The sequence below is a fragment of the Halobacterium litoreum genome (genome assembly GCF_021233415.1).
In the GTDB taxonomy this organism is placed as follows: domain Archaea; phylum Halobacteriota; class Halobacteria; order Halobacteriales; family Halobacteriaceae; genus Halobacterium; species Halobacterium litoreum.
The window spans coordinates 500,126-523,860 of record NZ_CP089466.1 but is presented as its reverse complement, the minus strand read 5'-3'; the positions used below and the strand labels follow the sequence as shown (position 1 = coordinate 523,860).

Genomic DNA, 23,735 nt, shown 5'->3' with positions numbered 1-23,735 from the left:
CACGCGAGGCCACTCGCGTCGCGTTCACTCGGTCACGCGACGTTCTGCTCGACGAGGTCGTCGCCGTCCTCGAAGCGGTCGCTGGCGAGCGCGGAGACGTCGACGAGCGAGAAGTCGCCGTCGAGGACGCGCTCGGCGACGAGTTTGCCGGTGGCGGGCGCGTGCTGGAAGCCGTGCCCGGAGAAGCCGGCGGCGGTGACGAGGCCCGGCGTCGTCTCCTCGATAATCGGGTGGTGGTCGGGCGTGACGGCGTAGAGGCCGGCCCACCCGCGCTTGATGCGGGAGTCGCCGTCGAAGTACGTGGTGTAGTCGGCGGCGCGCTCGACGGCGGTGGCCGCCCAGTCGATGTCCATGGACTCGGAGTACCGGTCGGGGTCGACCGCGGGGTCGTCGCCACCGAAGTGTCCGCCGACGAGCGCGGCGCCGTCGCGTTCGGGCCGGAAGTACGACCCCGTGTCGAGGTCGATGGTGAGCGGGACCGACTCGGGGAGCGACTGGCTGGGGTCGACGACGGCGACCTGTCGGCGGCGGGGCTCGATTGGGAGCGAGACGCCCGCGAGGTCGGCGAGGCGCCCCGCCCACGCGCCGGCGGCGTTCACGACGAAGTCGGCGTCCAGACTGGCGTCCTCCGTCTCGACGCCGACGACCGCGCCGTCCTCGGTTCGCACGTCCGTCACCGCGGTCTTGGTTCGGATGTCCGCGCCGGCCTCGCGGGCGGCGGCGCTGTACCCCTGCACGGCGAGGTTCGGGTCGGCGAAGCCGTCCTCGGCGTTGTACGTCGCGGCGACGAACTTCTCGTGGCGGAGGCCGGGACAGAATTCGGTGGCGTCGCCGGGGTCGAGGAACTGGCTGGGGACGCCGCGGTCGTTCTGCATCGCGACGTTCTCCCGGAACTGGGCGGCCGTCTCGTCGTCGCGCGCGAGGAAGAGGTAGCCGGGTTTGCGGTACGCGATGTCGACGCCGAAGTCGGCCTCGAAGTCGTCCCAGACCTCGCGGCTGGCGACCGAGAGGTCGACGTTGACGGCGGTGGAGAACTGACTGCGGATGCCGCCCGCGGACCGCGCGGTGCTCTGGTTGCCGAGCGTTCCCTGCTCGCAGAGCGTGACGTCCGCGCCGCGGTCCGCGAGGTAGTAGGCCGAGGAGAGGCCGACGATGCCGCCCCCGACGACGACCACGTTCATGGTAGTGAAACACACGCCCGAGGGGAGATAAGTCTACGGTCCCGGCAACCGTGACGGCCCGGCGAACACCTAACACGGTGGAGCGACACCCCCGAGTATGGTCCTGGTACTGAGTGACGCGGACGTGCGCGAAGTCGTCGACCTCGCGGAACTGGCGCCGGTCGTGGAGCGCGCGCTCGTCAAGCAGGGCGCGGGCGACGTCGAGCGCCCGGAGCGCCCGCACTACCCGGTCGGTGAGGGCATCGAGGGCGAGGACCCGCTCGGGACGGGGCTGGCGATGCCAGCGTACGTTCACGGCGACGACTACTTCGCGACGAAACTGGTCGGCGTCCACGACGGCAACGCCGAGCGCGGCCTCCCGACGATTCACGCGCAAATCGTGCTCGCGGACGCGAGAACGGGCCAGCCCGTCTCCTTCCTCGACGGCTCTCGAATCACGAACGCGCGAACGGGCTGTGTCGGCGGGCTGGCGGCCCGCGACCTCGCCGCCGGCGACTCGGTGACGCTGGGCGTGCTCGGGTCGGGCGCGCAGGCGCGCTGGCAGACGCGGGCAATCGACGCGCTCGCCGACCTCGATTCGGTTCGGGTCTACTCGCCCAGCGACTCGAGGGAGGACTGCGCGAGCGACCTCCGCGACCACGGCATCGATGCGACCGCCGTGGACTCGCCCGAGGAAGCGGTGTCGGGCGCGAACGTCGTGGTCACCGCGACCACCAGCACCGAACCGGTGTTCTCCGTCGACGCGCTCGCCGAGGGCGCGCTCGTGGTCGCGGTGGGCGCGTACACGGCGGAGATGCAGGAACTCGAACCAGCGGTGTTCGACCGCGCCGCGCGCGTGTTCGCGGACGTCCCCGAGGAGGTCGCGGCGGTCGGCGACCTCACCGCGACCGACCTCGACGAGGACGACTTACTCGACTTCTCGACGGCGTTCACGGGCGAGGAGGGGCGCGAGAGCGACGACGAGATTCTCGTCGTGAAGAGCGTCGGGTCGGCCGTGATGGACGTGGCCGCCGCCACTCACGTGTACGAGAAGGCAACAGAGAGAGAACTGGGAAGCGACCAGTCGTTCTAGCCGCCGAGGAACTGCTGGCGGACCTCCTCGTCGTCGAGGAGTTCGTCGCCCGCGCCCTCGTAGCGGTTCTCGCCCTGCGAGAGGACGTAGCCGCGGTCGCACCGGCGGAGCGCCTCTTTCGCGTTCTGTTCGACCATCAGAATCGACGTGCCGGCGTCGTTCACGTCGTCGACGCGGTCGAACATCTCGTCGACGAGGTCGGGCGCGAGGCCCGCCGAGGGCTCGTCCAACAACAGCAGGTCGGGGTCGAGCATCAGCGCACACCCCATCGCGAGCATCTGCTGTTGGCCGCCCGAGAGCGTGCCGGCGTTCTCGTCGAGTCGGTCGGCGAGCACCGGGAAGCGGTCGAACACCGCCTGCTTGCGCTCCTCGGGCACGTCGTCGAGGATGTACGCGCCGAGTCGGAGGTTCTCCTCGACGGTCAGCGACGGGAAGACGTTCTCCGTCTGCGGGACGTAACTCATCCCCTCGTGGATGACCTCCTCGGGCTGGAGGTCCGTGATGTCGTCGCCCGCGAACGAGATGGTGCCGTCGAAGCGGTCGGCGAGCCCGAACACCGACTTCATCGCGGTGGACTTCCCGGCGCCGTTCGGCCCGACGATGGTGACGTACTCGCCGTCGTCGACGTGCAGGTCCACGTCCGTGAGAACCCGCAGGTCGCCGTAGCCGGCGTCCAACTGGGAGACGTCGAGGAGCGTCACCGCTCCACCTCCGCGACCATCGGGTCGCTGTCCGTCGGCTCGTCGCGCGTCGCGGTGTCGTCGTAGCGTAGTGTTTCCTGCATCGTCACTCACCGAGGTAGGCTTCGATGACGCGTTCGTCGTTCAGTACGGTCTCCGGGTCGTCGTCCACGAGCACGCTGCCCTGCTGGAGCACCACGAGGCGGTCGACCAACTCGGTGAGCGTCTCCAGTTCGTGCTCGATGACGACGACGGTCATGCCGTCGTCGTTCAAGTCCCGAATGCGGTCGGCGATGTCGTTCGTGAGCGTCGGATTGACGCCCGCGAACGGCTCGTCCAACAGCAGCATGTCGGGGTCGAGCATCAGCACGCGCGCCATCTCCAGGAGTTTGCGCTGGCCACCGGAGAGGTTGCTCGCGTACTCGTCGGCGAGGTGGTCGAGTTCGAACGCCTCGATGAGTTCGTCCGCGCGCTCGGCCACGTCGCGCTCGACGGACTGCATGCCGTCCGAGCGAACGAGCGCTGGAATCGTGCGCTCGCCGGGCTGGTCGGGCGCGGCGAGCCGGACGTTCTCGCGGACGGTCATCGTGTCGAGTTGGCGGGTGTGCTGGAACGTCCGCACGAGCCCGCGGCGCGCGAGCGTCTCCGGCTGCTCGCCGGTGACGTCGTCGCCGTCGAACGTGACGGTGCCGGCGTCCGGCTTCACGACGCCGCTGACGCAGTTGAAGAACGTCGACTTCCCGGCGCCGTTCGGCCCCATCACGCCGACCAGTTCGCCGCGGTCGACGGACACCGAGAGGTCGTCGATGGCGAGCAAGCCACCGAACTCCTTGACGACGCCGTCGACGTCTAGGAGGGTCACGTGTCCACCCCCAGTTCTTCGGCGTCGCCCCAGATGCCCGCGGGCCGGTACCGGATGACCAACACGAGAATCATCCCGACCACGATGAGCCGAACCGAGGCGAACTCGCCCGACGTGACGGGCGCGTAGTCGTTCGCGAACCGGGAGAACAGCCGGAGGCCCATGATGACCGCGAGGCCGCCGAGCACCGCCCGGTGGTTCGACGCGCCGCCCAACAGCATCCCGATCCAGACGGTGACCGTCACCTGAATCGTGAAGTAACTCGGCGCGACGGCGCCGTTGTACAGCGCGAACAGCCCGCCGGCGAGGCCGGCGAGCGCGGCGCCGTAGACGAACGCCTGCATCTTGTACCGGAACGTCGACTTGCCGACCGACCGCGTCACGAGTTCGTCGGAGCGAATCGCGCGCAGCACGCGACCGTACGGCGCTTCCGTGAGTCGCGTGACGGCGGCGTACGTGAGCGCGGCCAGCCCGAGGAACAACACGAGCGTCGCGAGCATCGTCTTCTCGAAGCTCCCCGCGAGGTTCGAGACCGGCTGTGGAATGCCGAGGATGCCGGTGTTCCCGCCGAACGTGTCCGTGAAGTTCACCGTGACGGTGTGGAAGATTTCGGCGGTGGCGAGCGTCGCGATGGCGAGGAAGTCGTCGCGCAGCCGCAGCGACGTGGCGCCGACGACGGCGCCGACGACCGCCGCGACGAGGACGCCCGCGACGAGCGCGAGCGGCCACGGGTAGCCCAGGCTCGTGCCGGCGAAGGAGTCCTGCGCGGCGAGGATGGCGACCGTGTACGCGCCCACCGCGAAGAACACGACGTGCCCGAAGTTCACCAGTCCCGTGTGGCCGTACTGCAGGTCGAGGCCGAGGACGAGGATGGCGTACAGCCCGAAGAGGATGCCGACGTCCACGAACACGCTGAATTCGCCGGGGACGCTGGCGGTGAGCGGCGACACCGCGAACAGTAACGCGGCGGCGACGGCGACGACGCCCGCGACGCCCGCGAGCGTGCCGTCGCCGTCCCGGATGCGGTCGACGACGCTCACGCTTCACGCACCTCCTGACCGGCGATACCGCTCGGTTTCACCAGCAACACGCCGACGAGCACGAGAAACGCGATTGCCGACGAGATGCCGGTCATCGACGGCGGGAGGAACGCCGTGGACAGCGCGAGCACGAGACCGATGATGTACGACCCCGCGATGGCGCCGTAGGGGCTCCCCGCGCCGCCGAGAATCGCGGCGGCGAGTATCTGGAGAATCTGGCTGAAACCCGTGGTGACGCTGACGTTCGTCTGGATGCCGATGAGGACGCCGGCGAGGCCGGCGAGCACGCCCGCGAGAATCCAGACGCTGTTCCGAATCATCTGGGTGTCGATGCCGCGGACGCGCGCGAGGTCCTCGTCGTCGCTCATCGCGCGCATCGCGATGCCGACGTCGGTGCGCGTCAACAGCGTGTGCAGGATGGCGAAGACGGCGACGGCGCACGCGACCACGACGAGGTGTTCGGACGTGACGAAGAAGTTCCCGAACAGGTCGACGGAGCCGACCGGCACGTCCGGGATGCCCGTGAACTCGTAGGTCGTGGTCTGCGTGTCGTAGTACCGCGCGCTCCGCCCGGCGGTGAGCCGGATGACGTTCCGCAACACGAGGCCGAGGCCGATGGACGTCAACAGCATCGGGACGGGCCCGGTCTCGTTGATGGGCGTGAAGAACAGCTTCGCGAGCACGATGCTCGCGACGCCCGCGCCCACCATCGCGACGAGCGCGGCGACCGGGAGCGGGAACAGCCCCGCGGCTATCACGCCGACGAACGCGCCGATGGTGAGGTACTCGCCGTACGCGAAGTTGATCATGTTCACGATGCCGTAAATCATCGTGAACCCGATGGCCGCGATGGCGATGTACGACCCCTGAACCAGTCCGAAGACGACGTTCTGTACCAGACCCATTGCCTAGTACTCGCCCTCCGGCACGAACTGGCGGAGTTCCTCGGCCGAGATGGTCTCGACTTGCGTGAACTCGCCGTCCTGGACTTGGTTGATGACGACGGAGCCGACGACGTTCCCGAAGTCGGTGAACGTCACGTCCGTGGCGGCGCCCTGGTAGTTGATTTCGTCGCCGTTGTTGAGGGCTTCCTTGCCCTCCTGGAACGTCGCGACTTCGGTGCCGGGGCCGCGGCTCACCGGGCCGAGGTTCTGCTCGACGGCTTCCGCGGTGGCTTCGCCGGCGCGCTCGATGGCGAGCGCGGTGACCATCGTGGCGTCCCACGCGGGCGGCGTCCACGCGTTGATGGTGGCTTCCTTCCCGGCGTCGTTGTACGCGCTCTCGAACGCGTCGTAGTTCGGGCCGGATTCGCCGGGGCTGGCGGCCCACGCGCCGTTCAGGGGGTCACCGACCTGGTCGACGAGGTCCTGTTGGGCGAGCGGGTCCGAGAGGATGGGTTGGCTGCCGTAGTTGCCGTCCGCCCAGTCGCTCATCATCGTGATGGCGTCCTCCAGGGGGAGGCTCACCGCGAACGCGGAGAAGTCGTTGCCGAACAGCCGGTCGAGCGCGGACTGGTAACTGGCCGCGCCCTGACTGACTTCGACGCGCTCGGCGATGGTGCCGCCGTTGGACTCGTAGGCGTTGATGAAGCCGTCCGCCCAACTGCGCGCGCCCTCGGTGTTGCCGTTGATGACGCCGACCGTCTCGTGGTCCTGGTCGAGCGCGCGGAGCGCCGCGCCCGCGGTGTGGACGGTGTCGCTGATGACGGTGCGCCACACCCAGCCGTCGTCGGAGAGGTCGTCGGGCGTCCCCTTGTCGCCGCCGCGGGTGTCGAGGAAGTTCGACCCCGGCCACGGCGTGACGACGGGCGTCTCCTGTTCTTGGAGGAACTCGAAGAGGGGGTTGATTTCGCTGGAGAACAGGCCGAGGAGCGCGACGGCGTCGTCGTTCTCGATGAGTTGGGTGACGACCGTGCGCGCCTCGTTCGGATTCACCGCGGTGTCGCGGCGCTGTAGGTCGATTTCGCGGTCGAGGGGGCCGCCCGCGTCGTTGATGTGTTGAATCGCCACGTCCGTCGCGGCGGTGACGCCGGGCTGGAGGAAGTCCCACTGGCCGGTCTGTGCGGCGGGCTGTCCGATGACGATGTCGCCACCGCTTCCGCCGCCGCCGAGGCCGATACAGCCGGCGGTGGCCGCGAGGCCGCCGCCGCCCGTAATCTTGAGGAACGTCCGCCGGTCGAGACCGTTCGTGCCATCTGATACCATGACTCTATACTGGTTCTCCTTGAGGGACAAATACCTCGTCCCGACCATGGTAGGGACGTCGCCGTTCGGCGGTCGTGGCGCCGTCGACAGAAGTTAGGGGTCTAACAGTTTCGCTTCGGCCTTCCGGAGGTGTTCGAGGAGCGTCGTCTTCGACACGTCGAGTTCCGACGCCAACTCCCGCGTCGAAGCCTCCCGCGGCCACTCGTAGTAGCCGCGCTCGCGCGCGAGCTCGAACGCCTCGCGCTGACTCGGCGTGAGCGCGTCGAGCCGGTTGGCGTCCCGCGTCTCCCGGCCCACCGACCCGATGCGCTCGATGTCGATGTCCGCGTTGGCCTGCTTCTCGATGCTCGCCAGTTCGTCCTCGATGTCCCCGCGTTCGCCGGCGTACCTGACGTTCCAGTACTCGCGGCCGCCCTCGATGCGGCCCGGCGAACTGTGGACGAAGCCGTGTTCGAGCAACAGCGGACAGATCATGTCCGTCGGGTCGTGTTCGAGGAAGAACTCGCGGGAGACCTCGCCCGGGGCTACCGGGTCGGTCCGGGTGTCGAGTTGCGTGTGGAGTTCCCGAACCGTCTCCGTGAGCGGCGACTCGTCGATGCTGTCGAGGAGCGCCTCGACCTCCGACTCTGTCTCGCCGTACGCGGTGAACAGGCTGTTCACGGAGCACTCGCCGCTCGTCGGCGAGTCGTAGACCGCGTGTGCGAGTATCCCGCCGGGGTTGTCTTCGGTCGCCTGAATCGCCCAGCAGTCCGGATGCCAGAGGTCGAGAGTCAGTCGCGTGCCCGTCGCGGACGTGCCTCTGCTCATGGGGCGGCGTAGGAAACGCACGGACTTACGTTGCGTGTTGCCACACGTCACTTGCGAACAGATATACGGCGCGCGCGACTCCGGGCGAGTGATGGCGCGAGTCGAGGGGCTCCGCGTGTACCCGGTGAAAGGACTGGACGGCGTCGACATCGAGGCGGCGACGGTCGGCGCGGGCGGCACGCTCGCCGGCGACCGCGAGTTCGCACTGGTCGACGGGGACAGCGTAATCAACGCCAAGCAGGCGCCGAGCCTCCACGAGGTCGACGCCGACTTCGACCCCGAAACCGGCGAACTGTCTGTCGAGGCGCCCGGTCGCGACTCGCGGACGTTCGCCCTCCGCGACGACCGGACGGCGGCGTCGGCGTGGTTCTCCGAGCACGTCGGCGCCGACCTCTCGCTCGAACGGGACGCCGAGCGCGGCTTCGTCGACCGACCGGAAATCGGGCCGTCCGTGGTCAGCACGGCGACTCTCGAAGCGGTGGCGTCGTGGTTCGACGACCTCACGACAGCCGGCGTGCGCCGGCGCCTCCGCGCGAACGTCGAGGTCGGCGGCGTCGAGGCGTTCTGGGAGGACCGGTTCCTCGGCGACGACGCGCCCGCGTTCGAGGCGGGCGGCGTCCGCGTCGATGGCGTGAAACCCTGCGGTCGCTGCGTCGTCCCGACCCGCGACCCGGACACCGGCGACCCGCTCCCGGGGTTCCGCGAGCGGTTCGTCGAGCGGCGCCGCGAGACCCTCCCCGAGTGGGTCGACCGGGACGCCTTCGACCACTTCTACGTGGTGATGTTGCTCGCGAGCGTGCCCGAGGCCGACCGCGGGAAGACGATTCGCGTCGGCGACGACGTGACCGTCGTCGAGAGCGCTCGTCGGTAAGCCCGGTCGTGTCGGCGGCGGCACCCGAAGTGAAGCCGACGCCCGTGCGTCAGTAAGCCCGGCGATATTGACGTAACCCGGCCGTACAGCCGCGGTACGCTGCAAATTACTTTCCGCGCTCGTCGCGTACGGTCGGGCGACTATGGCCACAGAGACCGGCGCACAACGAGAGGTAGCGGCCGAGACGCTCTCCGGAAACTGGCGGGCGGGCGTCGTCGGCGGACTCGCCGGCGGCCTCGTGTTCGGTGCGGTGCTGTCCGTGATGGCGACCGCCGTCATCGAGGTCGCGATTCCGTCGCTGTACGCGCTGGCGCCGCCCGCGAACGGGACGCTCGGCTGGGTCGTCCACATGAGCCACGCGGCGGTGCTGGGCGTGGTGTTCGCGGCCGTCGTCGACGTGGCGGGGTGGGGGGAGCGGTCGTCGGCGACGCTCGCCGGCGCGGGGTTGGCGTACGGCGTGGTGCTGTGGGTGGTGTTGGCCGTGCTGGTGATGCCGGTGTGGTTGGACGCCGTCGGGTCGCCCGCGAACCCGCCGCTCCCGAACGTGAGTTACACGAGTCTGCTCGGGCACCTCGCGTACGGCGTCGTCCTCGGCGCGGTGTACGCCGCGGCGCGAGACCTGTGAAGGGGTGGACGCGAGGACACCGGCCGCCGGTCGCTGTGCCTCCGTGTGCCTCCGTGTCAACCGTGACGACAGTCGTACTTAATATTTACCTACGGTAACGTAGTCCAGAACCGTCAATACAGTAATTATACTTTAGAAATCCATTTGATATATCTGCCTGTGGCCGTTCGAGAGAAGTGCATGCACCGACAGGTGGCGTGGCTGAAACCCTCCGACCGACCGATACTCGTAGAGATACGCGAGTACGGCGGATGGGTGAAACCGGCCACGCTCGGCCTGAACGTCCCCTACACGCAACGACACGTCGCGACCCGCTGTCGGCGGCTCGCAGACCACGAGTTCCTCGAACGCCACTCCGAACCAATCGCGGGATACCGACTCACCGACCGCGGGCGGGCGTTCCTCGACGACGAACTCGCCGTCGAAGACCTCGACGACCGGACCTGACCGGCCACGAGCCGAATCGGGGACGGCGTCGAGGCGGCCGCTCGGCCCAAATTTCACGCGTGATACTCACACACCTAGACTGAAGTCCGTCCGTATGCGAGCGCGAGGCATGACCGTGACGTTCCGGCTCGAACTCCGGTCGACGGAGACCCGACCGTCGGCCGAAACACAGGAGAGTGTCCTCCCCGCGCTCTCCCAGAAGTTCGGCCAGCGCGTGAACGTCCACGCCGCGGAACTCACCGACGCCGACCGACTGCGCGCCGCCACCATCGGCACAGTCGCCGTCGACACCTCGGACGACCTCGGTGCCGTCTACGAGTACGTCAAACCACACAACCTCGTGAAGGTCGGCACCGTCGAGACGGACGGCGGCCACGTCTTCACGCGGAAGTCACACGAAGTCGACCGACGGCAGTTACAGCGCCGCCCGGACGCCGCCATCGTCGCGGAAGTGCGCGGGGACCTGCTCGTACACGTCGGTGAGCAGTCCGACTGAGACTCGGCGCGTCAGACGACACGCGTCGCTACGGGGCGTCGCGTCGCGCAAAAATTTCGGTGAGTAGTCGGTTCGTCTACGGAAGACCGCCTTACAGGCGGGTGAGGTTCGTCGCGCGCGGGCCCTTGTCGGCCTGCTCGATGTCGAACTCCACTTCCTGCCCTTCCTCGAGGTCCGGACCGCCAACGTCCTCCATGTGGAAGAAAACGTCCTCGTCCGCGTCCTCAGTCTCGATGAAACCGTAACCGCCAGTGTCGTTGAAGAAGTCAACCTTCCCTTCTGCCATTGCGAGTGTACACAAGCCCGGTACACGGATAACACTTGCGCGTGGCGGACTAGCACGACCCGCGACCTGGGGGTCTGCCTCGAACCCCGCGAGAACGACGGCGAAGAGTGCGCTGTGCCGTATTTCGCGGCGCCGTCCGGCGGCGAGCGCCGACCCCGAGAGAATATTAAGGCTCGACCGCGTGGCTTCCGGCGATGAGGATATCGACTGGCGTCTCCGGACTCGACAGCCTCCTCGACGGCGGGCTGCCGGCGCGCCGGCTGTACACGCTGAGCGGGCCGCCGGGCAGCGGGAAGACCACGCTCGCGTCCCAGTACGTCACCGAGGGCATCCGGAGCGGCGAGGACGTGCTGTACGTGACGATGCACGAGACGCGCAACGAACTCGTCGAGGACATGGCGAACTACGAGTTCGGGTTCGACCGCGCGGCGAACTCCGACCGATTCGAGTTCCTGAATCTCACGATGGAGCGCGCGCGCCGGTCGCTCACGCAGTACGGCCGCGAGTCGGGGCTGTCCTCGCGGCTGGCGTCGATGATTCGCCAGGAGGACTACGACCGCGTGGTCGTCGACTCCACGATGCTGTTAGACCACTTCGCGGAGGACGCGGACACCGAGGTCACGCACTTCGCGACGGGGCTCAAGCAGACGGACGCGACGGTGCTCCTGATCTCGGAGATGACCGACCCGAGCGCGTACGCGGAGGAACACTACCTCGCACACGGCGTCGTCTTCCTCCACAACTTCCTCGAGGAGGGCGGGATGACGCGGGGCATCCAGTTGGTGAAGATGCGTGGGACGAACATCGACTGCGACATCCGGGACGTGACGTTCACGGGCTCGGGGCTGCAGGTCGACCCTGGACGGAAAGTCCGGCCGCAGTGATGTACGAGGAGTCGTTTTCCACGGACTGGGACGGCGAGGAGTTAGACCGCGAGGAGGCCATCTGGCGGGCGTACGCGCTCGGCGTCTCCGCGGCGCTCGGCGAGACCAACCCCGAGGAGTACCGGGAGTTGGTGGCGGCGACCGGGCGGTCGCTCGTGGAGATGGCCTACGACGAGGGGAAGAGTTCGGCGGCGGACCTCGACAGCCGCATCGCGTCGGGCGCCGCCGACGAGGACGCGAGTGACTTCCCGTCCCGCGAGAAGGCGGTGTGGTCGAAACTCATCACGTACCGCGAGGAGAGCGGCGGCGAGTTCGAGACGGCGGGCGGCGGCCGCGACCGGGACGATCTGCCGGAGTTCCTCTACCACATCGACCTCGACGCGCTGGACCGCGACGACCTCGCACGGCTGCGGCTCCCGGAGTTCCTCTCCCGCAAGTAATAGTTAGATTCTTAACCGTTCGGCATGAGGGAGAACGACATGGACGAGGGGAGCGAGCGCGGCGAGGCGTCGGTGTCCGGCTGTCTCCACCACCCGTGCGTAGCGTTGGACTCCCGCACGCGGGAGTTGTCCGTGGCGACGAACGACCGCGTGTCGGTCCACACGCCGGACGGCGCGGTCAGCGTCGAGCGGGGCGGGGACGCGCGCGTGGCGGCAGCCAGCCGCGACCCGTTCTCGATTCGCACGTGGCGCGAGGACGGCGGCCTGAACGTCGCCGTGGAACGCGACCACGACCGCCGCGTATACGTCGAACTAACGCTCCCCGCGGGCGTCAGCCTCGGCTCCGCGTCGACCGGCTGTGGCGCGGTGAGCGTCGAAGGCGTCGCCGGGACTCCCGTGGTGGAGACCGGCCGCGGAAACGTATCGGTTCGCGGCACCGACGGCGTCGCGGCGGTTCGAACGGGGAGCGGCGACGTGGACGTCTCGATTTGCCGCCTGCCCGACCACGCCACCGTCGAGACCGCCGACGGCGACGCGACGCTGACGCTCGCCGACGACCTCGACGCCACCGTCGAACTGTCCGTGCAGGGCGGGGACGTGGCGGCGTCCCCGCAGACGTTCGACGAACTCGCCGCGAAGTCCGCGGGCTACGTGCGGGGCGTCCTCGGCGACGGCGACGCGTGGCTCACGGCGAAGACGGGCGGCGGCGACGGCATCGCGAGACGCACCTGAGCGTCCCGAACCTACTCCTTCGCGCCCGGGTTCGTGACCGCGCCGTCCGCGGCGGACGCGAACTGGTCGCCGTACTTCCGGAGGACGCCCGCGTCGTACCGCGGTTCCGGTTCCTCCCAGTCGTCGCGGCGCGCGGCGAGTTCGTCGTCGCTCACGTCGACCGAGAGTTCGCGGTTCGGCACGTCCACGGTCACCTCGTCGCCGTCTTCGAGGAGGGCGATTGGGCCGCCGACCGCGGCCTCGGGCGCGACGTGCCCGACCATCGGGCCGCGGGTCGCCCCCGAGAACCGGCCGTCGGTGAGGAGCGCCACGTCGTCCTCGTGTCCCTGCCCGACGACGGCGGCGGTGACGCCGAGCATCTCACGCATCCCCGGCCCGCCCCGCGGCCCCTCGTTCCGGATGGCGATGACGTCACCGGACTCGATGCGCCCCTCCTGGACGTACGCCATCGCGTCCTCCTCGCTCTCGAAGACGCGCGCCGGCCCCGTGTGCTGGGTCTCGTCTTTCCCGGTGACCTTGAGCACGGCGCCGTCGGGCGCGAGATTCCCCGTGAGCACGGTGATGGCGCCCGTCTCGTGGAACGGGTCCGAGACCGGGCGCAGGAAATCCACGTCCTCGTCCACGGAGCCGTCCACGCCGAGGTGCTCCAATTCTTCGGCGACGGTGCGCCCGGTGACCGTCAGCGCGTCGCCGTGAACGAGGCCGGCGTCGAGCAGGCGCGCGAGCACGACCGGGACGCCGCCGACCTCGTGGAGGTCGTTCATCACGCGCGAGCCGCCGGGCTGGAGGTTCGCGATTTTCGGCGTGCGGTCGCTGATTTCATTGAAGTCCTCGACGTCGAGGTCGACGCCGGCCTCCGCCGCGAGCGCGAGCAAGTGCAGGACGGCGTTCGTCGACCCGCCGAGTGCCACCTGCACCGCGATGGCGTTCTCGAAGGACCCCCGCGAGAGCACGTCGGAGGGCCGGCGGTCCTCGCGCACGCACTCGACCGCGAGGTCGCCAGCGCGCTCGGCGACCGCGTACCGCTCGTCGCTCTCCGCGGGCGCGCTCGCCGACCCGAGCGGCGCGAGCCCGAGCGCCTCGGAAATCGAGGCCATCGTGTTCGCCGTGAACATCCCGCCACAGGAGCCGGCGCCGGGGCACGCGTGGCGCTCCATCTCCTCGAGTTCGTCCTCGCTCATGTCCCCGGACGCCACCGCACCGACGCCCTCGAAGACGTTCTGGACGGTGATTTCGCGGCCCTCGTGTTCGCCCGGCATTATCGAGCCGCCGTAGAGGAAGACCGACGGCAGGTCGGTGCGAATCGCGGCCATCATCATCCCCGGGAGGTTCTTGTCGCAGCCCGCGACCGTCACGAGCGCGTCCATGCGCTCCCCGAACGCCACCAGTTCCACGGAGTCAGCGATGACCTCGCGGGATATCAGGGACGCCCGCATCCCCTCGGTCCCCATCGAAATCGCGTCCGAGATGGTGATGGTGCCGAACTCGATTGGCATCCCATCGCCGTCCTCGACGCCGTCGATTGCGCCCGCCGCCACGTCGTCCAAGTGGACGTTACACGGCGTGATGTCCGCCGCCGGATTCGCCACGCCGACCATCGGCGAGGAGAAGTCCGCGTCGTCGTACCCCATCGCCCGGAACATCGCTCGGTGGGGCGCTCGCTCTACGCCCTCCGTCACCTCGTTGCTCGGGAGGCTCGGGTCCTTCTCGTGGTCCATGCACGTTCGAGGGGGCTGTGCGTGTTAAGGTGTATCGACCGAACAGATGTTGCCGGCGACTGGGAGCGCGACGGCGCGACCTGCTCGCCGGAATCGACCGAACAGATGCTGCCGGTGGCCCGCCGGAACGACGGTGGAGGCGGCCCACCGGAATCGACCGAACAGATGTTGCCGGTGTGGAACTCAGACGCTGCCCCTGTCGTCGTCAGCAATCACTCCTGAAAGCCCTCGGAACGCTCGGCTCGGGGGCCTCCATGCGCTCCTCGTCGTTCGCTTCGCTCACTCCTGCGGTGCTTTCGTCGGCCGCCGTCGCCGAGCGTGCCTCGCCCTTTCAACCCACCAGAGTTACCGGCCTCCCAGTCAGCCGACCAACGTCACCCGACTGACCAGCCGGCACGGGCGGGACTGAGGGGTCGCGCAGCGACCGCGAAGGTCGGAAGACGAGCGACGCGAGTCTTCCGGGACTGAAAGGGGCCGGGTGCTCGGGGAAACACGCCGACGCAAGCACGGAAGCGAACGGAGTGAGCGACGCGCGCAGCGAGGGTCACGCGAGGGAACCGAGCGTGACCTCGGAAGACGAGCGAAGCAAGTCTTCCGGTGCTCCCGACCCGAGCACCCGGGGGCTTTCGAGGAGACGTTCACGGGAGCGCAGACGTAGAACGCGAACCCAACCCAGCCTAGCACCGAAATTCCCTTGCGGGGAGAGCAAGCAGGAGAGACTATGAACAGAACCGTCGCCGTCGTGCATTACCCGGAGGGCGCGGGGCACGCGACGCGAATGCTGGCTATCGCGCGGGAGTTGGAGGAGCGCGGGGCGACGGTCGAACTGGCGGGCGGCGGGCCGGGCGAGCGGTTCGTTGAACTGCTGGGGTACGAGGAGTACGTGCCGACCGTCGTGGATTTCATCGGCGACTATCAGGGCGACGGGTCGCTGGCGGACGTGGTGACCGGGAGTATTCCCGACTCAGTGCGCCGAATTCGTGACGTGCGCCGGTGGCTGAAGGCGGTGGACGCGGACTGCGTGGTGACCGACGACATGTTCGCGTCGATGGCGGCGACGCTCGCTCGGGTGCCGCAGTTCGTCTGCACGCACAACACGCCGGGGTACTACGACGAGTTCGCGGAGCGCGCGGGCGCAGCAGTCCTGACGAAACAGCAGGTGCTGGCGAGCGAGGCGTTCTACTATCCGGCGGTGTGGCCCGCGCAGGATGGCGACCCGAAGGGCGTGGAACGCGTGCCGCCGCTCGCGCTGGACGCGCCCGTGGAAGACGTGCCCGAGGTGGACGTGCTCATCTCGCCGAGCACGTACTCGACGGCGCTGGACGAGGTGGCCGACAGACTCGAAGAGCGGGGGCGGGACGTGACCGTCGTGGGGGGCGAGGGCTGGGAGACGGTGGCGTCGATGCTCCCGGTGCTCCGCGAGGCGAACGCCGTCGTCTGCCCGGGATACTCGACGGTGATGGAGGCCGCCGTCGCGGGCACGCCCTGCGTCGTCTACCCGTTCACGAGCGAGCAACGCGGCGTCGCGCGGTTCGTCGAACGCGGCGGCGAACCCGGGTTCGCGGTGGCCGAGACGCCGAGCGAGGCCGTCGACGCCGTCGCGAATCCGCCCGCCGACCCCGACTTCGAGAACGGCGCGCCCGTCGTCGCGGAGCGCGTGGTCGAGCGACTGCGAGACCACGTTTAGACGAGCGGCGACGCAGGAGCCGCGAACGCGTGACCGAACGAATGTGAGGCCACGGTTGGACGAGCGGCGAAGCCGCGAGCGCGTCGCCGAGCGGATGCGAGGCGACGGCTTGTAGAGCGGCGACACAGGAGCCGCGAATAGCGAGACCACTCACTCCCCGGCTTCGCATAGCGGGCAGGCTTGCCACCGACACAACCGCCTTCGAGTAGTCGCCCGACTGTTCGGGTATGAGCGTGCGCGTGGAGTCCGGGGGCCGCTTGCACTTCGGGTTCCTGAACCTCTCGCTGGCCCGCGAGCGCCTGTACGGGAGTCTCGGGGTCGGACTCGACGAGCCGCGGGTCGCGGTCGAGGCGTCGCGCGCGGAGGGCGTGCACTGCGACCACGAGCGGGCGCGAGAGTACGCGGCGCGGGCGTGTGACCTGCTCGGGGTGCCGGGCGTCGACCTGCGCGTCGAGTCTGAACTCCCGGTTCACACGGGCCTCGGGTCGGGGACGCAACTCTCGCTGTCGGTGCTGGCGGCGGTCGCGCGGGCGTACGACGAGGAGCCCCGAGTCCGCGAGCGAGCGCCGCGCCTCGGGCGGGGCGGGCGGAGCGGCGTGGGCGTCGCGACGTTCGAGTCCGGCGGGTTCGTGTTCGACGCGGGCCACCCGACCGAGCGGTTCACGGCCGAGCGCCCGCCGCGGGGCGAGTGGGCGGTGCCGCCGGTGGCGGCGCGCCACGACGTGCCCGAGGACTGGCGGTTCGTGTTGGTGTTGCCCGACACCGAACCGGGGAAGGCGGACGGCGAGGAGGACGCGAGCATGCGCTCGACCGTGGAGTCGGCGGACCCGGCGCTCGCCGACCGCATCTCGGGCGTGGTGACGCGGCGCGTCCTCCCGGCGCTGGCGACCGGGGACGTTGACGCGTTCGGCGCGGCGGTCGCGGAGGTCGGTCGATTGAACGGCGCGTGGTACGCCGACGAGCAGGGCGGCGTCTACCGGCCGCCGGCGGGCGCGCTCGTGGACGAACTCGGGTCGAATCCGGCGGTCGCGGGCGCGGGGCAGTCCTCGTGGGGGCCGGCGGTGTACGGCGTGACCGACGCGTCGCGGGCGGACGCGGCGGCCGAAGCGGGGTGGCTGGCGCTGGACGAGGCTGGCGTGGGCGGCGACGTGCGCGTCGTCGAGGCCCGGAACGAGGGTGCGAGGACGGAGTAGTCGGCGGGCGAGCACGGCAAAAGAGATAACCGCCGGCCCGCCGAGACCGAGGTATGGCGACGATTCCGTTCGGCATCTCGCGGTTGGACGCCCGCATCGGCGGCGGCGCGCCCGAGGGCAGCGTCGTGTTGCTGTCGGGGGAGGCGGGCGCCGGCGCGCGGGAGTTCGTCTACACGAGCGCGATGTTGAACGCCCTGCACTCGGCCGCGCCGGACCTCTTCGACTTGCACTACGGCGACCTGCACGCGAACGCGGTGCCGCCCGAGGACATCCACTACGTGTCGTTCACGGGCGACGCGAGCGAACTGCGCCGCGAAATCGCGTTCACGATGGACGAGGAGATCGTGGACGCGGGGATGGACGCCATCACGTTCACCGACCTGTCGCCGGAGTACTTCCAGTTGAGTCCCGTGCCGCGGGCGTGGTACGAGGGCGAACACCGCTCGATTCGGGACCTCGGGCAGACCGACGACGACCGCCGGGACGTCCTGGAGCGGTTCGCGGACTATCTCGACGAGCACGCCCACGGGAGCCTCGTGGTGGTGGACTCGCTGACCGACCTCATCGGCGCGCGCAAGCGGGACATGGAGTTCAGCGACGTCGTCTTGACGCTGAAGGGTCTGCGGAAGGCGGCCCGCGAGTGGGACGGCCTCATCCTCCTGCACTTGACCCGGGACGCCGTCACCGACGAGGAGTACGGGAGCCTGATGACCTCGGTGGACGGCACCGTGCAGTTCGGCTGGGAGCGCGGCGGGAACGAGCGCGTGCGGACGATGTTCGTCCGCGAGTTCCGGGGCGTGTTGAGCCGACTGGAGGAAGAGGACATCGTGCAGTTCGAGACCGAGATTCACGACGCCGGCTTCGACGTGAGCGACGTGCGGAAGATCCGGTAATCGAGCCGAACGGTTAAGGCCGGTGCGTGCAAAGACCGCACGAATGGCCGACGGAACGTCGGACGGTGTCGAGAGCGCCACGCTGGAGGGGCCTGCGGCGGCGTGGCTGGGGGAGCGCGCCGACGACCTCGGCGTGAGCACCGAGGAGCTTCTACAGCGAGTCGTCGCGGCGTATCGGCGCGTCGAGGACGACGAACTCGCGGCGGGCCTCGTGACGGAGGACGACCTCGATTCGCGACTGGACGAGGTCGAGGGGGAGTACGACGAGAAGATTCAGGACGTCCGCGAGCGCGTTATCCAAGTGAAGCGGGAGGCCGACGGGAAGGCGCCCGCGGACCACGGGCACGCCGACGTCGAAGCGACCGCCGAGGACGCGGCCGAGACGGCAGAGCGCGTGGCCTCGGAGTTCGAAGCGCTGTCCGCGGAGGTCGAGGAGATGTCGGGCCGCCTCGACGCCGGGTTCGAGAACTTCGAGGAGGTATTGTCCTACCTCCGGGACGAGACCGACGAGTTGGGGGACCGAACGACGACGCTGGCGACCGCGGTGTTGTCGATGCGGGAGTCGGTGCGGGCGCTCGCGGCGGCGGAGGCCCAGCGCGGGCGCGCCGAGCAACTCCAGCGCGAGGCGAACGTGGAGGGCGTCGAGGTGGCGGCCTGCGAGAGTTGCGAGCAGTCCGTGAGCGTGGCGTTGCTGTCGGCGCCGGAGTGCCCGTTCTGCGGCGCGACCTTCGAGGGCGTCGAAGCGAAGACCGGCTGGTTCGGCGCTCACACCCTCGAGACGGGGACGAAGCCGGCGTTGCCCGCGAGCCGCGAGTGGCTCGGCGACGAGGCGTCGGAGGGCGCGTGGCTCGGCGGCGACGAGGAGAGCCTCGAGGCGATGGTCGAGGAGAACGCCGAGGGCGCGAGCGACGACTCCGACGTGGCGCCGGACCCGGACCCGGAGCCGACGGCGCGCGCCGAAGCGGAGGTCGTGGACGTGGACGAACCACTGGCGGACGCGACGACCGAGGAGGCTCGCGATGAGTGAGGACGACCCGCGGGACCGGCCGAGCGACGACGAGAGCCGCGAGGACGACGCGGAGACGCCGAGCGGCGAGCGCTCGTCCGGCGAAGTCGGGCCGGGGAGCACGGCGAGCAGCCCGCCGGGCGAGGACGCGCCGCTGTCGGGACTCCGGGACGACGTCGACGAGCGCCGCGGCCGCGACGACGACGAGTTCGAGGAGTTGTTCTCGGAGATGTCCGTCGGCGAGGTGGACGAGGACGCGGTCTGGGAGGAACTGTCGGACGCCGCCGACGACCCGGTGGTCGAGACGGCGCCGGCGACCGACTCGGCGGCGGACGCGAACCGCGACGTGACCGTCGTGGACAAGCGCCTCTGTCACGGCTGTCCGCACTTCGCGGACCCGCCCCACCTCGGCTGTACGCACGACGGCACGACAATCGAGGCGGAAGTCGACACGGAGCAGTTCCGCGTGGCGGACTGCCCAGTCGTCGCGGAGCGCCGGGAGATGGAGGCGAGTGACTTTTCAGCCGACGACGAGTAGCCGCGGGTATGCAGTTCTGCGACGAGTGCGGGTCGATGATGCACAAGCAGGGCGACGAGATGGTGTGTTCGAGTTGCGGCGCGAGCGCCGCAAGCGAGAGCGACGAGGGGTTCGTGAAGACGGCCGAACAGGACACCAGCGACGTCATCGAGACGAGCGAGGACGCGAACTTCGAGGGGAAGCCGACGGCCGAGGAGACGTGCCCCGAGTGCGGCCACGACGAGGCGTGGTACACCATCAAGCAGACCGGGAGCGCCGACGAACCGCCGACGCGGTTCTTCAAGTGTCAGGAGTGCGGTGCGCGCTGGCGGGACTACAGTTAGATTCTACCGACGCGGGTCGCTCGGGCGTCGCCACGTGAGTGCGTACCGAGCGTACGAAACACTGATTCTCCGAGCGCCGACAGCGGGCGTATGGACGACTACGCGCTCGTCGTGAACGTCGACGCCGCCGTGGTGCGCGGCGACGAGTATCTCGTGATAGAGCGGAGCAGCGAGGAGGACCACGCCCCGGGGACGCTCGCGTTCCCGGGCGGGAAAGTCGAGGCGGACGTGGGCGCAGACGCTGTTGAGGAGACGGCGCGCCGCGAGGTCCGAGAGGAGACGGGGGTCGAAGTCGGCGTCGTCGAGTACGTCACGAGCGGGACGTTCGTCGCCGACGAGGGCACCGACTGTCTGAACGTGGTGGCGCGCTGCGAGTACGAGTCCGGGGAGCCGGAAGTCCGGGAGCCCGAGGAAATCGCGGACGCGTTCTGGATTGGCTACGAGGAACTGCTCGCGCACTCGGACGTGCCGGAGTACGTCGCGGCGTACGCGGAAGGCGTCGAGGAGAGTCGCTGATTACTGCAGGAGAATCCACGCCGCGGCGACGGCGACGCCGCCGACTGCGGTGGAGAGAACGGCCTGCTGGCGGAGGTCGTCGAGCAGGTCGTGGTCGTGAGCGTCCTCAGAGCGCGTGACGGCGGCGTGGACGTCGCTCCCGGTCTCGCAGTGCGGGAGGAAGTCCATGGCGACGTGGAGGAAGATGCCGGCGGCGAACCCGAAGACGACGGCGCGGAACGTCGCGCCGGTGGGGAACGAGAAGACCGTCACCGCGAGCGCGGTGAGGCCGACGCCGGAGGCGGGGAGCAGGAGCATCAGCGGCGAGCGGCCGTCGGCGGCGAGGCGGCGCGCGGCGGCGTAGCCCGCGGGGCCCTTGTGGGAGACGATGGCGAGGCCGAGGAGCGGGCCGAGTTCGGGCATCGCGGTGTAGACGACGCCGATGATGGAACCGGCGGCCAGCGAGTGCGCGGAGAGTTCGGCGGTGGTGCGGTCGAGGGGCAGGTCGAGGTGCGTGAGGCGGTGACCGACCGTGTGCGCGCCGAACCCGACGAGGATGCCGGCGGCGACGCCGAAGCCGCCGGGTTTGGGCGCGTAGCCGATGGCCTGCGGGAGCAGGAACGCGGCGGAACTGGTGACCATCGCGCCGGAGGCGAGTCCGTACCCCCAGACGAGGCCGCGGGGGTGTTCGGTGTCGGCGCGCGCGCCGAGGACGGCGGCGCCGGCCATGGCGGCGAAGGCCACCCACGCGATGCCGAGGAGCTTGGTGGCGGACGCGGCGTACAGCACGTACGCGGACAGCGCGACGAACGCGAGAACGCTGACCGCACCGAGGCGGACCGTCCGGGTCCGGGCGACGCCCGCTGACTGTGTGACTGACATTCGATTAATAACACCATATCTGTTTTTAATAATCTGTCGGTCGGGGCGCCACACCGAAGGCATCGCGGTCCGAACCCCGCGCATGGACGTGCTCTCGATGACGTGGCGGGACGTGCTCGTCGCGAGTCGGCCCGTCGACCCCGGCGTCGTCGCGCCCCGCCTCCCCGACGGCGTCGAGGTCGACACCTACGACGGCCGGGCGTGGCTCTCCGTCGTCCCGTTCGTCATGGCGGACGTGCGCCCTCGGGGCGTCCCGCGCGCCGTCGGCCCGACGTTCGGCGAACTGAACCTCCGCACGTACGTCACCGCAGGCGGCCGGCCGGGCATCTACTTCTTCAACCTCGACGCGAACGACCCGGTCGGCGTCCGAATCGCTCGCGCGCTGTTCAAACTCCCGTACTACGACGCCGACATGACCGTCGAGCGCGACGGCGACGCCGTCCGCTTCCAGAGCGAACGCACCCACGGCGGCGCTCCCGACTGCTCGTTCGACGCGACCTACGAACCCATCGGCGACCCCGAACCCGCCCGCGAGCGCTCGCTCGCCGAGTTCCTGCTCGAACGCTACCGCTTCTTCGTCGCGGGCGGGAACCGCGTCTACCGGGGCGAAGTCCGCCACGACCCGTGGGAACTGGCGCCCGCCGAGTACGACGTCCGCGAGAACGACCTGTTCGCCGCGAACGGCTTCGAGACGCCCGCGAGCGCGCCACACGTGCTGTACAGTCCGGGCGTCGACGTCACCGCCGCGCTCCCGCGACGACTCTGACGAGACAGTCTAACGAGTCGCCTGCTTCCAGTCCTTCAGGCCGAGAATCTCGCCGTCCAGTTCCTCGGGGACCGACGCCGCCCACGTGAACAGGTCGGCGGCCTCGCTCGGGTCGCGGCCGCCCAGCCCGTGAAGGGCTGTGTCGACGGTGCCGGGGTCGACACAGCCGACGGCCTGCTCGCAGTCCGCCGCGAACTGCCGCATCGCGCCCTCGGCGGCGGCCTTCGAGACGGCGTACGCGCCGAATCCGGCCTTCGCCTCGCGGGCGACGGAGCCGGTCGGAATCAGCACGCGCCCGGTCTCGTCCATGTGTGGGACGGCCTCGCGGACGGCCGCGAACACGCCCCGGAGGTTCGTGCGCATCGTGTCGTCGAACGCGCTGTACGCCGTCTCGTCGAGGGGCGCGTTCCCCGGGTCGCCGTGGAAGACGGCGGCGCAGGGCACGACCACGTCCACGCCGGACTCCTCGCCCGCGCGGGACGCCTCTTCGAGCAAGCGCTCGACCTCGAACTCGTCGCGCACGTCGGTGCGCAGCGCCACCCCGCCGAGTTCGTCGGCGAGCGCCTCGATCGCGTCGCGGTCCCGGCCGCCGAGCGCGACCGTCGCGCCGTCGTCGGCGAACGCTCTCGCGATTGCTTCGCCGAGGCCGCCCGCCGCCCCAGTCACCGCTACCGTAGTCGTCATAGAAACAGCGACGCGCGCCGACCGCGTAAAACCCCCGGAGGCGGCCGGCTACTCCGTGAGGACGCCGCCGGTCAGGTCGCCCAGCGGCCGCGTCACCTCGAATTCGGGCGTCTCGACCCGAATCGGCGTGTCGTCGGTGAGGTCCGCGAACCGCAGGTGAATCTCGAAGGCGCCGTCCTCGCCGATGGGCGCGGCCTCCTGCTGGCCGGAGTCGGGCTGGGTCGCCCACGCGTACTCGCCGGCGTAACTCGCGGCGACCTCGCCGTCGATGACGCGCGCGGCCGACGACTCGAAGGAAGTCCCCATCAGCGGGTAGCCGAGGTCCCGCCACTCGAAGAACCCCTCGTCGATGACGTAGACGTTCGAGAACCCAGACTTCTGGAGGCCGGCGGCGCGAATTGAGGAGAGGTGGTGGGGACAGCCACAGTAACAGACGACGCGGTCGTCTTCGTTCCACCCGGAGATGCCGCCGCCCTGCGAGTTCCGCGTCGCGGGGCTGTTGACGGCGCCGTAGATGTGGGAGTTCTTGTACTGACTGAGCCCGCGGGCGTCCACGAACCGCGCGGCGCCCTGCTGGTGCCAGTAGTGGCTCACGTCAACCGGGACGAGCGTGACCGTCTCGCCGTTGACCTCGAGGGCTCCGAACCGGGACTCGTCGACGGAGCGAGTCTCGGGGTCGCCGTACTGGGGCGAGTAGCCGTCGCTCGGGTCGTCGTCCGCGGGGAGGTCGGCGTTCGCGGCGAAGTCGGCGTCCAGATTCCCGACGTGGTTCACGCTCGACGAACCGGACCCGAGCACGCCCAGACAGCCCGTGAGGGCCGCGAGCGCGCCGGTGCCGCTCGCGGCGAGGTACGCGCGGCGTTTCATGCCCGAGTAGTAGGCCGCCCGGGCTTAAGGCCTGTCGCTGTCAGCACGCTCGGCCG

28 protein-coding genes are annotated in these 23,735 nt (G+C 69.6%); 16 read left to right on the top strand and 12 right to left on the bottom strand.

Translation table 11 applies throughout. The features are described from left to right. Positions 1-32: 32 nt before the first annotated feature. A complete protein-coding gene (locus tag LT972_RS02890; protein WP_232571696.1) occupies positions 33-1,181 on the bottom strand; it encodes an NAD(P)/FAD-dependent oxidoreductase in 1,149 nt (382 codons plus the stop codon). Positions 1,182-1,278: 97 nt separating this feature from the next. Between LT972_RS02890 and LT972_RS02885 the strand changes: the two genes are divergently transcribed. Next, on the top strand, positions 1,279-2,253 hold the full coding sequence (locus LT972_RS02885; protein WP_232571695.1) for an ornithine cyclodeaminase family protein: 975 nt from the start codon (positions 1,279-1,281) through the stop codon (positions 2,251-2,253). Here LT972_RS02885 and LT972_RS02880 read toward each other — a convergent pair. The 6 genes from LT972_RS02880 to LT972_RS02855 form a co-directional block, all read right to left on the bottom strand. Then, positions 2,250-2,954: an ABC transporter ATP-binding protein gene (locus LT972_RS02880; RefSeq protein WP_232571694.1), complete on the bottom strand. Its 705-nt coding sequence runs from the start codon at positions 2,952-2,954 to the stop codon at positions 2,250-2,252. The genes LT972_RS02885 and LT972_RS02880 overlap by 4 nt on opposite strands. 85 nt (positions 2,955-3,039) lie before the next feature. Further along, positions 3,040-3,795, bottom strand: coding sequence for an ABC transporter ATP-binding protein (locus LT972_RS02875; RefSeq protein WP_232571693.1), 756 nt, complete (start codon positions 3,793-3,795; stop codon positions 3,040-3,042). Further along, positions 3,792-4,835 (bottom strand): branched-chain amino acid ABC transporter permease, encoded by a 1,044-nt coding sequence (locus LT972_RS02870; protein ID WP_232571692.1) that lies wholly within the window; start codon positions 4,833-4,835, stop codon positions 3,792-3,794. Before LT972_RS02870 ends, LT972_RS02875 begins: the two co-directional genes overlap by 4 nt. Continuing rightward, complete coding sequence (locus LT972_RS02865; RefSeq protein ID WP_232571691.1) at positions 4,832-5,740, bottom strand: branched-chain amino acid ABC transporter permease; 909 nt, start codon at positions 5,738-5,740, stop codon at positions 4,832-4,834. Before LT972_RS02865 ends, LT972_RS02870 begins: the two co-directional genes overlap by 4 nt. 3 nt (positions 5,741-5,743) lie before the next feature. Then, positions 5,744-7,039, bottom strand: coding sequence for an ABC transporter substrate-binding protein (locus LT972_RS02860; RefSeq protein WP_232571690.1), 1,296 nt, complete (start codon positions 7,037-7,039; stop codon positions 5,744-5,746). Positions 7,040-7,132: 93 nt separating this feature from the next. Next, positions 7,133-7,846, bottom strand: a complete 714-nt coding sequence (locus tag LT972_RS02855; protein WP_232571689.1) for a helix-turn-helix domain-containing protein — start codon at positions 7,844-7,846, stop codon at positions 7,133-7,135. Positions 7,847-7,937: 91 nt separating this feature from the next. Between LT972_RS02855 and LT972_RS02850 the strand changes: the two genes are divergently transcribed. The 4 genes from LT972_RS02850 to LT972_RS02835 all read left to right on the top strand — a co-directional run bounded on the left by LT972_RS02850 (position 7,938) and on the right by LT972_RS02835 (position 10,285). After that, entirely contained in the window at positions 7,938-8,717 is a 780-nt protein-coding gene (locus LT972_RS02850; protein WP_232571688.1) for an MOSC domain-containing protein, read from the top strand. A 142-nt stretch (positions 8,718-8,859) separates the two neighbouring features. Beyond that, positions 8,860-9,342: a DUF6789 family protein gene (locus tag LT972_RS02845; RefSeq protein ID WP_232571687.1), complete on the top strand. Its 483-nt coding sequence runs from the start codon at positions 8,860-8,862 to the stop codon at positions 9,340-9,342. Between the two features lie 180 nt (positions 9,343-9,522). Further along, on the top strand, positions 9,523-9,789 hold the full coding sequence (locus tag LT972_RS02840) for a phage repressor protein (protein ID WP_232571686.1): 267 nt from the start codon (positions 9,523-9,525) through the stop codon (positions 9,787-9,789). Positions 9,790-9,898: 109 nt separating this feature from the next. After that, complete coding sequence (locus LT972_RS02835) at positions 9,899-10,285, top strand: hypothetical protein (RefSeq protein WP_232571685.1); 387 nt, start codon at positions 9,899-9,901, stop codon at positions 10,283-10,285. Positions 10,286-10,376: 91 nt separating this feature from the next. Here LT972_RS02835 and LT972_RS02830 read toward each other — a convergent pair whose 3' ends face one another. Then, a complete protein-coding gene (locus LT972_RS02830) occupies positions 10,377-10,571 on the bottom strand; it encodes a cold-shock protein (protein WP_232571684.1) in 195 nt (64 codons plus the stop codon). Between the two features lie 194 nt (positions 10,572-10,765). Here LT972_RS02830 and LT972_RS02825 point away from each other — a divergent pair, with 194 nt between their 5' ends. From LT972_RS02825 to LT972_RS02815, 3 genes are read left to right on the top strand one after another with little or no spacing between them, the layout of a single operon-like run. Then, a complete protein-coding gene (locus tag LT972_RS02825; RefSeq protein WP_232571683.1) occupies positions 10,766-11,455 on the top strand; it encodes an RAD55 family ATPase in 690 nt (229 codons plus the stop codon). Next, positions 11,455-11,895 carry a hypothetical protein gene (locus LT972_RS02820; protein ID WP_232571682.1) on the top strand — a complete coding sequence of 147 codons (441 nt, stop codon included), beginning with the start codon at positions 11,455-11,457 and terminating at the stop codon, positions 11,893-11,895. Before LT972_RS02825 ends, LT972_RS02820 begins: the two co-directional genes overlap by 1 nt. A 39-nt stretch (positions 11,896-11,934) precedes the next feature. Continuing rightward, positions 11,935-12,627: a DUF4097 family beta strand repeat-containing protein gene (locus tag LT972_RS02815; protein ID WP_232571681.1), complete on the top strand. Its 693-nt coding sequence runs from the start codon at positions 11,935-11,937 to the stop codon at positions 12,625-12,627. 11 nt (positions 12,628-12,638) lie between these two features. On the opposite strand, the gene ilvD is transcribed toward LT972_RS02815, so the two are convergent. Then, positions 12,639-14,345 (bottom strand): dihydroxy-acid dehydratase, encoded by a 1,707-nt coding sequence (gene ilvD, locus LT972_RS02810; protein WP_232571680.1) that lies wholly within the window; start codon positions 14,343-14,345, stop codon positions 12,639-12,641. A gap of 721 nt (positions 14,346-15,066) precedes the next feature. Here ilvD and LT972_RS02805 point away from each other — a divergent pair. The 7 genes from LT972_RS02805 (at position 15,067) to LT972_RS02775 (ending at position 20,501) form a co-directional block, all read left to right on the top strand. Then, a complete protein-coding gene (locus tag LT972_RS02805; RefSeq protein WP_232571679.1) occupies positions 15,067-16,032 on the top strand; it encodes a glycosyltransferase in 966 nt (321 codons plus the stop codon). 227 nt (positions 16,033-16,259) lie between these two features. Beyond that, positions 16,260-17,225 carry a beta-ribofuranosylaminobenzene 5'-phosphate synthase family protein gene (locus LT972_RS02800; protein WP_232571678.1) on the top strand — a complete coding sequence of 322 codons (966 nt, stop codon included), beginning with the start codon at positions 16,260-16,262 and terminating at the stop codon, positions 17,223-17,225. A 53-nt stretch (positions 17,226-17,278) separates the two neighbouring features. Further along, positions 17,279-18,118: an RAD55 family ATPase gene (locus tag LT972_RS02795; protein WP_232571677.1), complete on the top strand. Its 840-nt coding sequence runs from the start codon at positions 17,279-17,281 to the stop codon at positions 18,116-18,118. A gap of 43 nt (positions 18,119-18,161) precedes the next feature. Further along, positions 18,162-19,145, top strand: coding sequence for a hypothetical protein (locus tag LT972_RS02790; protein WP_232571676.1), 984 nt, complete (start codon positions 18,162-18,164; stop codon positions 19,143-19,145). Then, positions 19,138-19,662, top strand: a complete 525-nt coding sequence (locus LT972_RS02785) for a hypothetical protein (RefSeq protein WP_232571675.1) — start codon at positions 19,138-19,140, stop codon at positions 19,660-19,662. The genes LT972_RS02790 and LT972_RS02785 overlap by 8 nt, the downstream gene beginning before the upstream one ends. A gap of 8 nt (positions 19,663-19,670) precedes the next feature. Further along, the gene (locus tag LT972_RS02780; RefSeq protein WP_232571674.1) at positions 19,671-19,985 is read left to right on the top strand and encodes a transcription factor S; all 315 of its coding nucleotides are present in this window, start codon (positions 19,671-19,673) and stop codon (positions 19,983-19,985) included. 90 nt (positions 19,986-20,075) lie between these two features. Continuing rightward, positions 20,076-20,501, top strand: a complete 426-nt coding sequence (locus tag LT972_RS02775) for an NUDIX hydrolase (RefSeq protein WP_232571673.1) — start codon at positions 20,076-20,078, stop codon at positions 20,499-20,501. Here LT972_RS02775 and LT972_RS02770 read toward each other — a convergent pair whose 3' ends face one another. After that, a complete protein-coding gene (locus tag LT972_RS02770) occupies positions 20,502-21,362 on the bottom strand; it encodes a ZIP family metal transporter (RefSeq protein ID WP_232571672.1) in 861 nt (286 codons plus the stop codon). Positions 21,363-21,444: 82 nt separating this feature from the next. Here LT972_RS02770 and LT972_RS02765 point away from each other — a divergent pair, with 82 nt between their 5' ends. Then, positions 21,445-22,128, top strand: a complete 684-nt coding sequence (locus tag LT972_RS02765) for a YqjF family protein (RefSeq protein WP_232571671.1) — start codon at positions 21,445-21,447, stop codon at positions 22,126-22,128. A 9-nt stretch (positions 22,129-22,137) separates the two neighbouring features. Here LT972_RS02765 and LT972_RS02760 read toward each other — a convergent pair whose 3' ends face one another. Both LT972_RS02760 and LT972_RS02755 read right to left on the bottom strand, forming a co-directional pair. Further along, complete coding sequence (locus tag LT972_RS02760) at positions 22,138-22,812, bottom strand: SDR family oxidoreductase (RefSeq protein ID WP_232571670.1); 675 nt, start codon at positions 22,810-22,812, stop codon at positions 22,138-22,140. A gap of 48 nt (positions 22,813-22,860) precedes the next feature. Next, a complete protein-coding gene (locus tag LT972_RS02755; protein WP_232571669.1) occupies positions 22,861-23,679 on the bottom strand; it encodes a rhodanese-like domain-containing protein in 819 nt (272 codons plus the stop codon). Between the last annotated feature and the right edge of the window lie 56 nt (positions 23,680-23,735).

Coding starts and splice junctions, on each gene's coding strand:
- LT972_RS02890 (WP_232571696.1), bottom strand. CDS start 1,181: ATGAACGTGGTCGTCGTCGGGGGCGGCATCGTCGGCCTCTCCTCGGCC.
- LT972_RS02885 (WP_232571695.1), top strand. CDS start 1,279: ATGGTCCTGGTACTGAGTGACGCGGACGTGCGCGAAGTCGTCGACCTC.
- LT972_RS02865 (WP_232571691.1), bottom strand. CDS start 5,740: ATGGGTCTGGTACAGAACGTCGTCTTCGGACTGGTTCAGGGGTCGTAC.
- LT972_RS02860 (WP_232571690.1), bottom strand. CDS start 7,039: ATGGTATCAGATGGCACGAACGGTCTCGACCGGCGGACGTTCCTCAAG.
- LT972_RS02855 (WP_232571689.1), bottom strand. CDS start 7,846: ATGAGCAGAGGCACGTCCGCGACGGGCACGCGACTGACTCTCGACCTC.
- LT972_RS02850 (WP_232571688.1), top strand. CDS start 7,938: ATGGCGCGAGTCGAGGGGCTCCGCGTGTACCCGGTGAAAGGACTGGAC.
- LT972_RS02845 (WP_232571687.1), top strand. CDS start 8,860: ATGGCCACAGAGACCGGCGCACAACGAGAGGTAGCGGCCGAGACGCTC.
- LT972_RS02840 (WP_232571686.1), top strand. CDS start 9,523: ATGCACCGACAGGTGGCGTGGCTGAAACCCTCCGACCGACCGATACTC.
- LT972_RS02835 (WP_232571685.1), top strand. CDS start 9,899: ATGACCGTGACGTTCCGGCTCGAACTCCGGTCGACGGAGACCCGACCG.
- LT972_RS02830 (WP_232571684.1), bottom strand. CDS start 10,571: ATGGCAGAAGGGAAGGTTGACTTCTTCAACGACACTGGCGGTTACGGT.
- LT972_RS02825 (WP_232571683.1), top strand. CDS start 10,766: ATGAGGATATCGACTGGCGTCTCCGGACTCGACAGCCTCCTCGACGGC.
- LT972_RS02820 (WP_232571682.1), top strand. CDS start 11,455: ATGTACGAGGAGTCGTTTTCCACGGACTGGGACGGCGAGGAGTTAGAC.
- LT972_RS02815 (WP_232571681.1), top strand. CDS start 11,935: ATGGACGAGGGGAGCGAGCGCGGCGAGGCGTCGGTGTCCGGCTGTCTC.
- ilvD (WP_232571680.1), bottom strand. CDS start 14,345: ATGGACCACGAGAAGGACCCGAGCCTCCCGAGCAACGAGGTGACGGAG.
- LT972_RS02805 (WP_232571679.1), top strand. CDS start 15,067: ATGAACAGAACCGTCGCCGTCGTGCATTACCCGGAGGGCGCGGGGCAC.
- LT972_RS02800 (WP_232571678.1), top strand. CDS start 16,260: ATGAGCGTGCGCGTGGAGTCCGGGGGCCGCTTGCACTTCGGGTTCCTG.
- LT972_RS02795 (WP_232571677.1), top strand. CDS start 17,279: ATGGCGACGATTCCGTTCGGCATCTCGCGGTTGGACGCCCGCATCGGC.
- LT972_RS02790 (WP_232571676.1), top strand. CDS start 18,162: ATGGCCGACGGAACGTCGGACGGTGTCGAGAGCGCCACGCTGGAGGGG.
- LT972_RS02785 (WP_232571675.1), top strand. CDS start 19,138: ATGAGTGAGGACGACCCGCGGGACCGGCCGAGCGACGACGAGAGCCGC.
- LT972_RS02780 (WP_232571674.1), top strand. CDS start 19,671: ATGCAGTTCTGCGACGAGTGCGGGTCGATGATGCACAAGCAGGGCGAC.
- LT972_RS02775 (WP_232571673.1), top strand. CDS start 20,076: ATGGACGACTACGCGCTCGTCGTGAACGTCGACGCCGCCGTGGTGCGC.
- LT972_RS02770 (WP_232571672.1), bottom strand. CDS start 21,362: ATGTCAGTCACACAGTCAGCGGGCGTCGCCCGGACCCGGACGGTCCGC.
- LT972_RS02765 (WP_232571671.1), top strand. CDS start 21,445: ATGGACGTGCTCTCGATGACGTGGCGGGACGTGCTCGTCGCGAGTCGG.
- LT972_RS02760 (WP_232571670.1), bottom strand. CDS start 22,812: ATGACGACTACGGTAGCGGTGACTGGGGCGGCGGGCGGCCTCGGCGAA.
- LT972_RS02755 (WP_232571669.1), bottom strand. CDS start 23,679: ATGAAACGCCGCGCGTACCTCGCCGCGAGCGGCACCGGCGCGCTCGCG.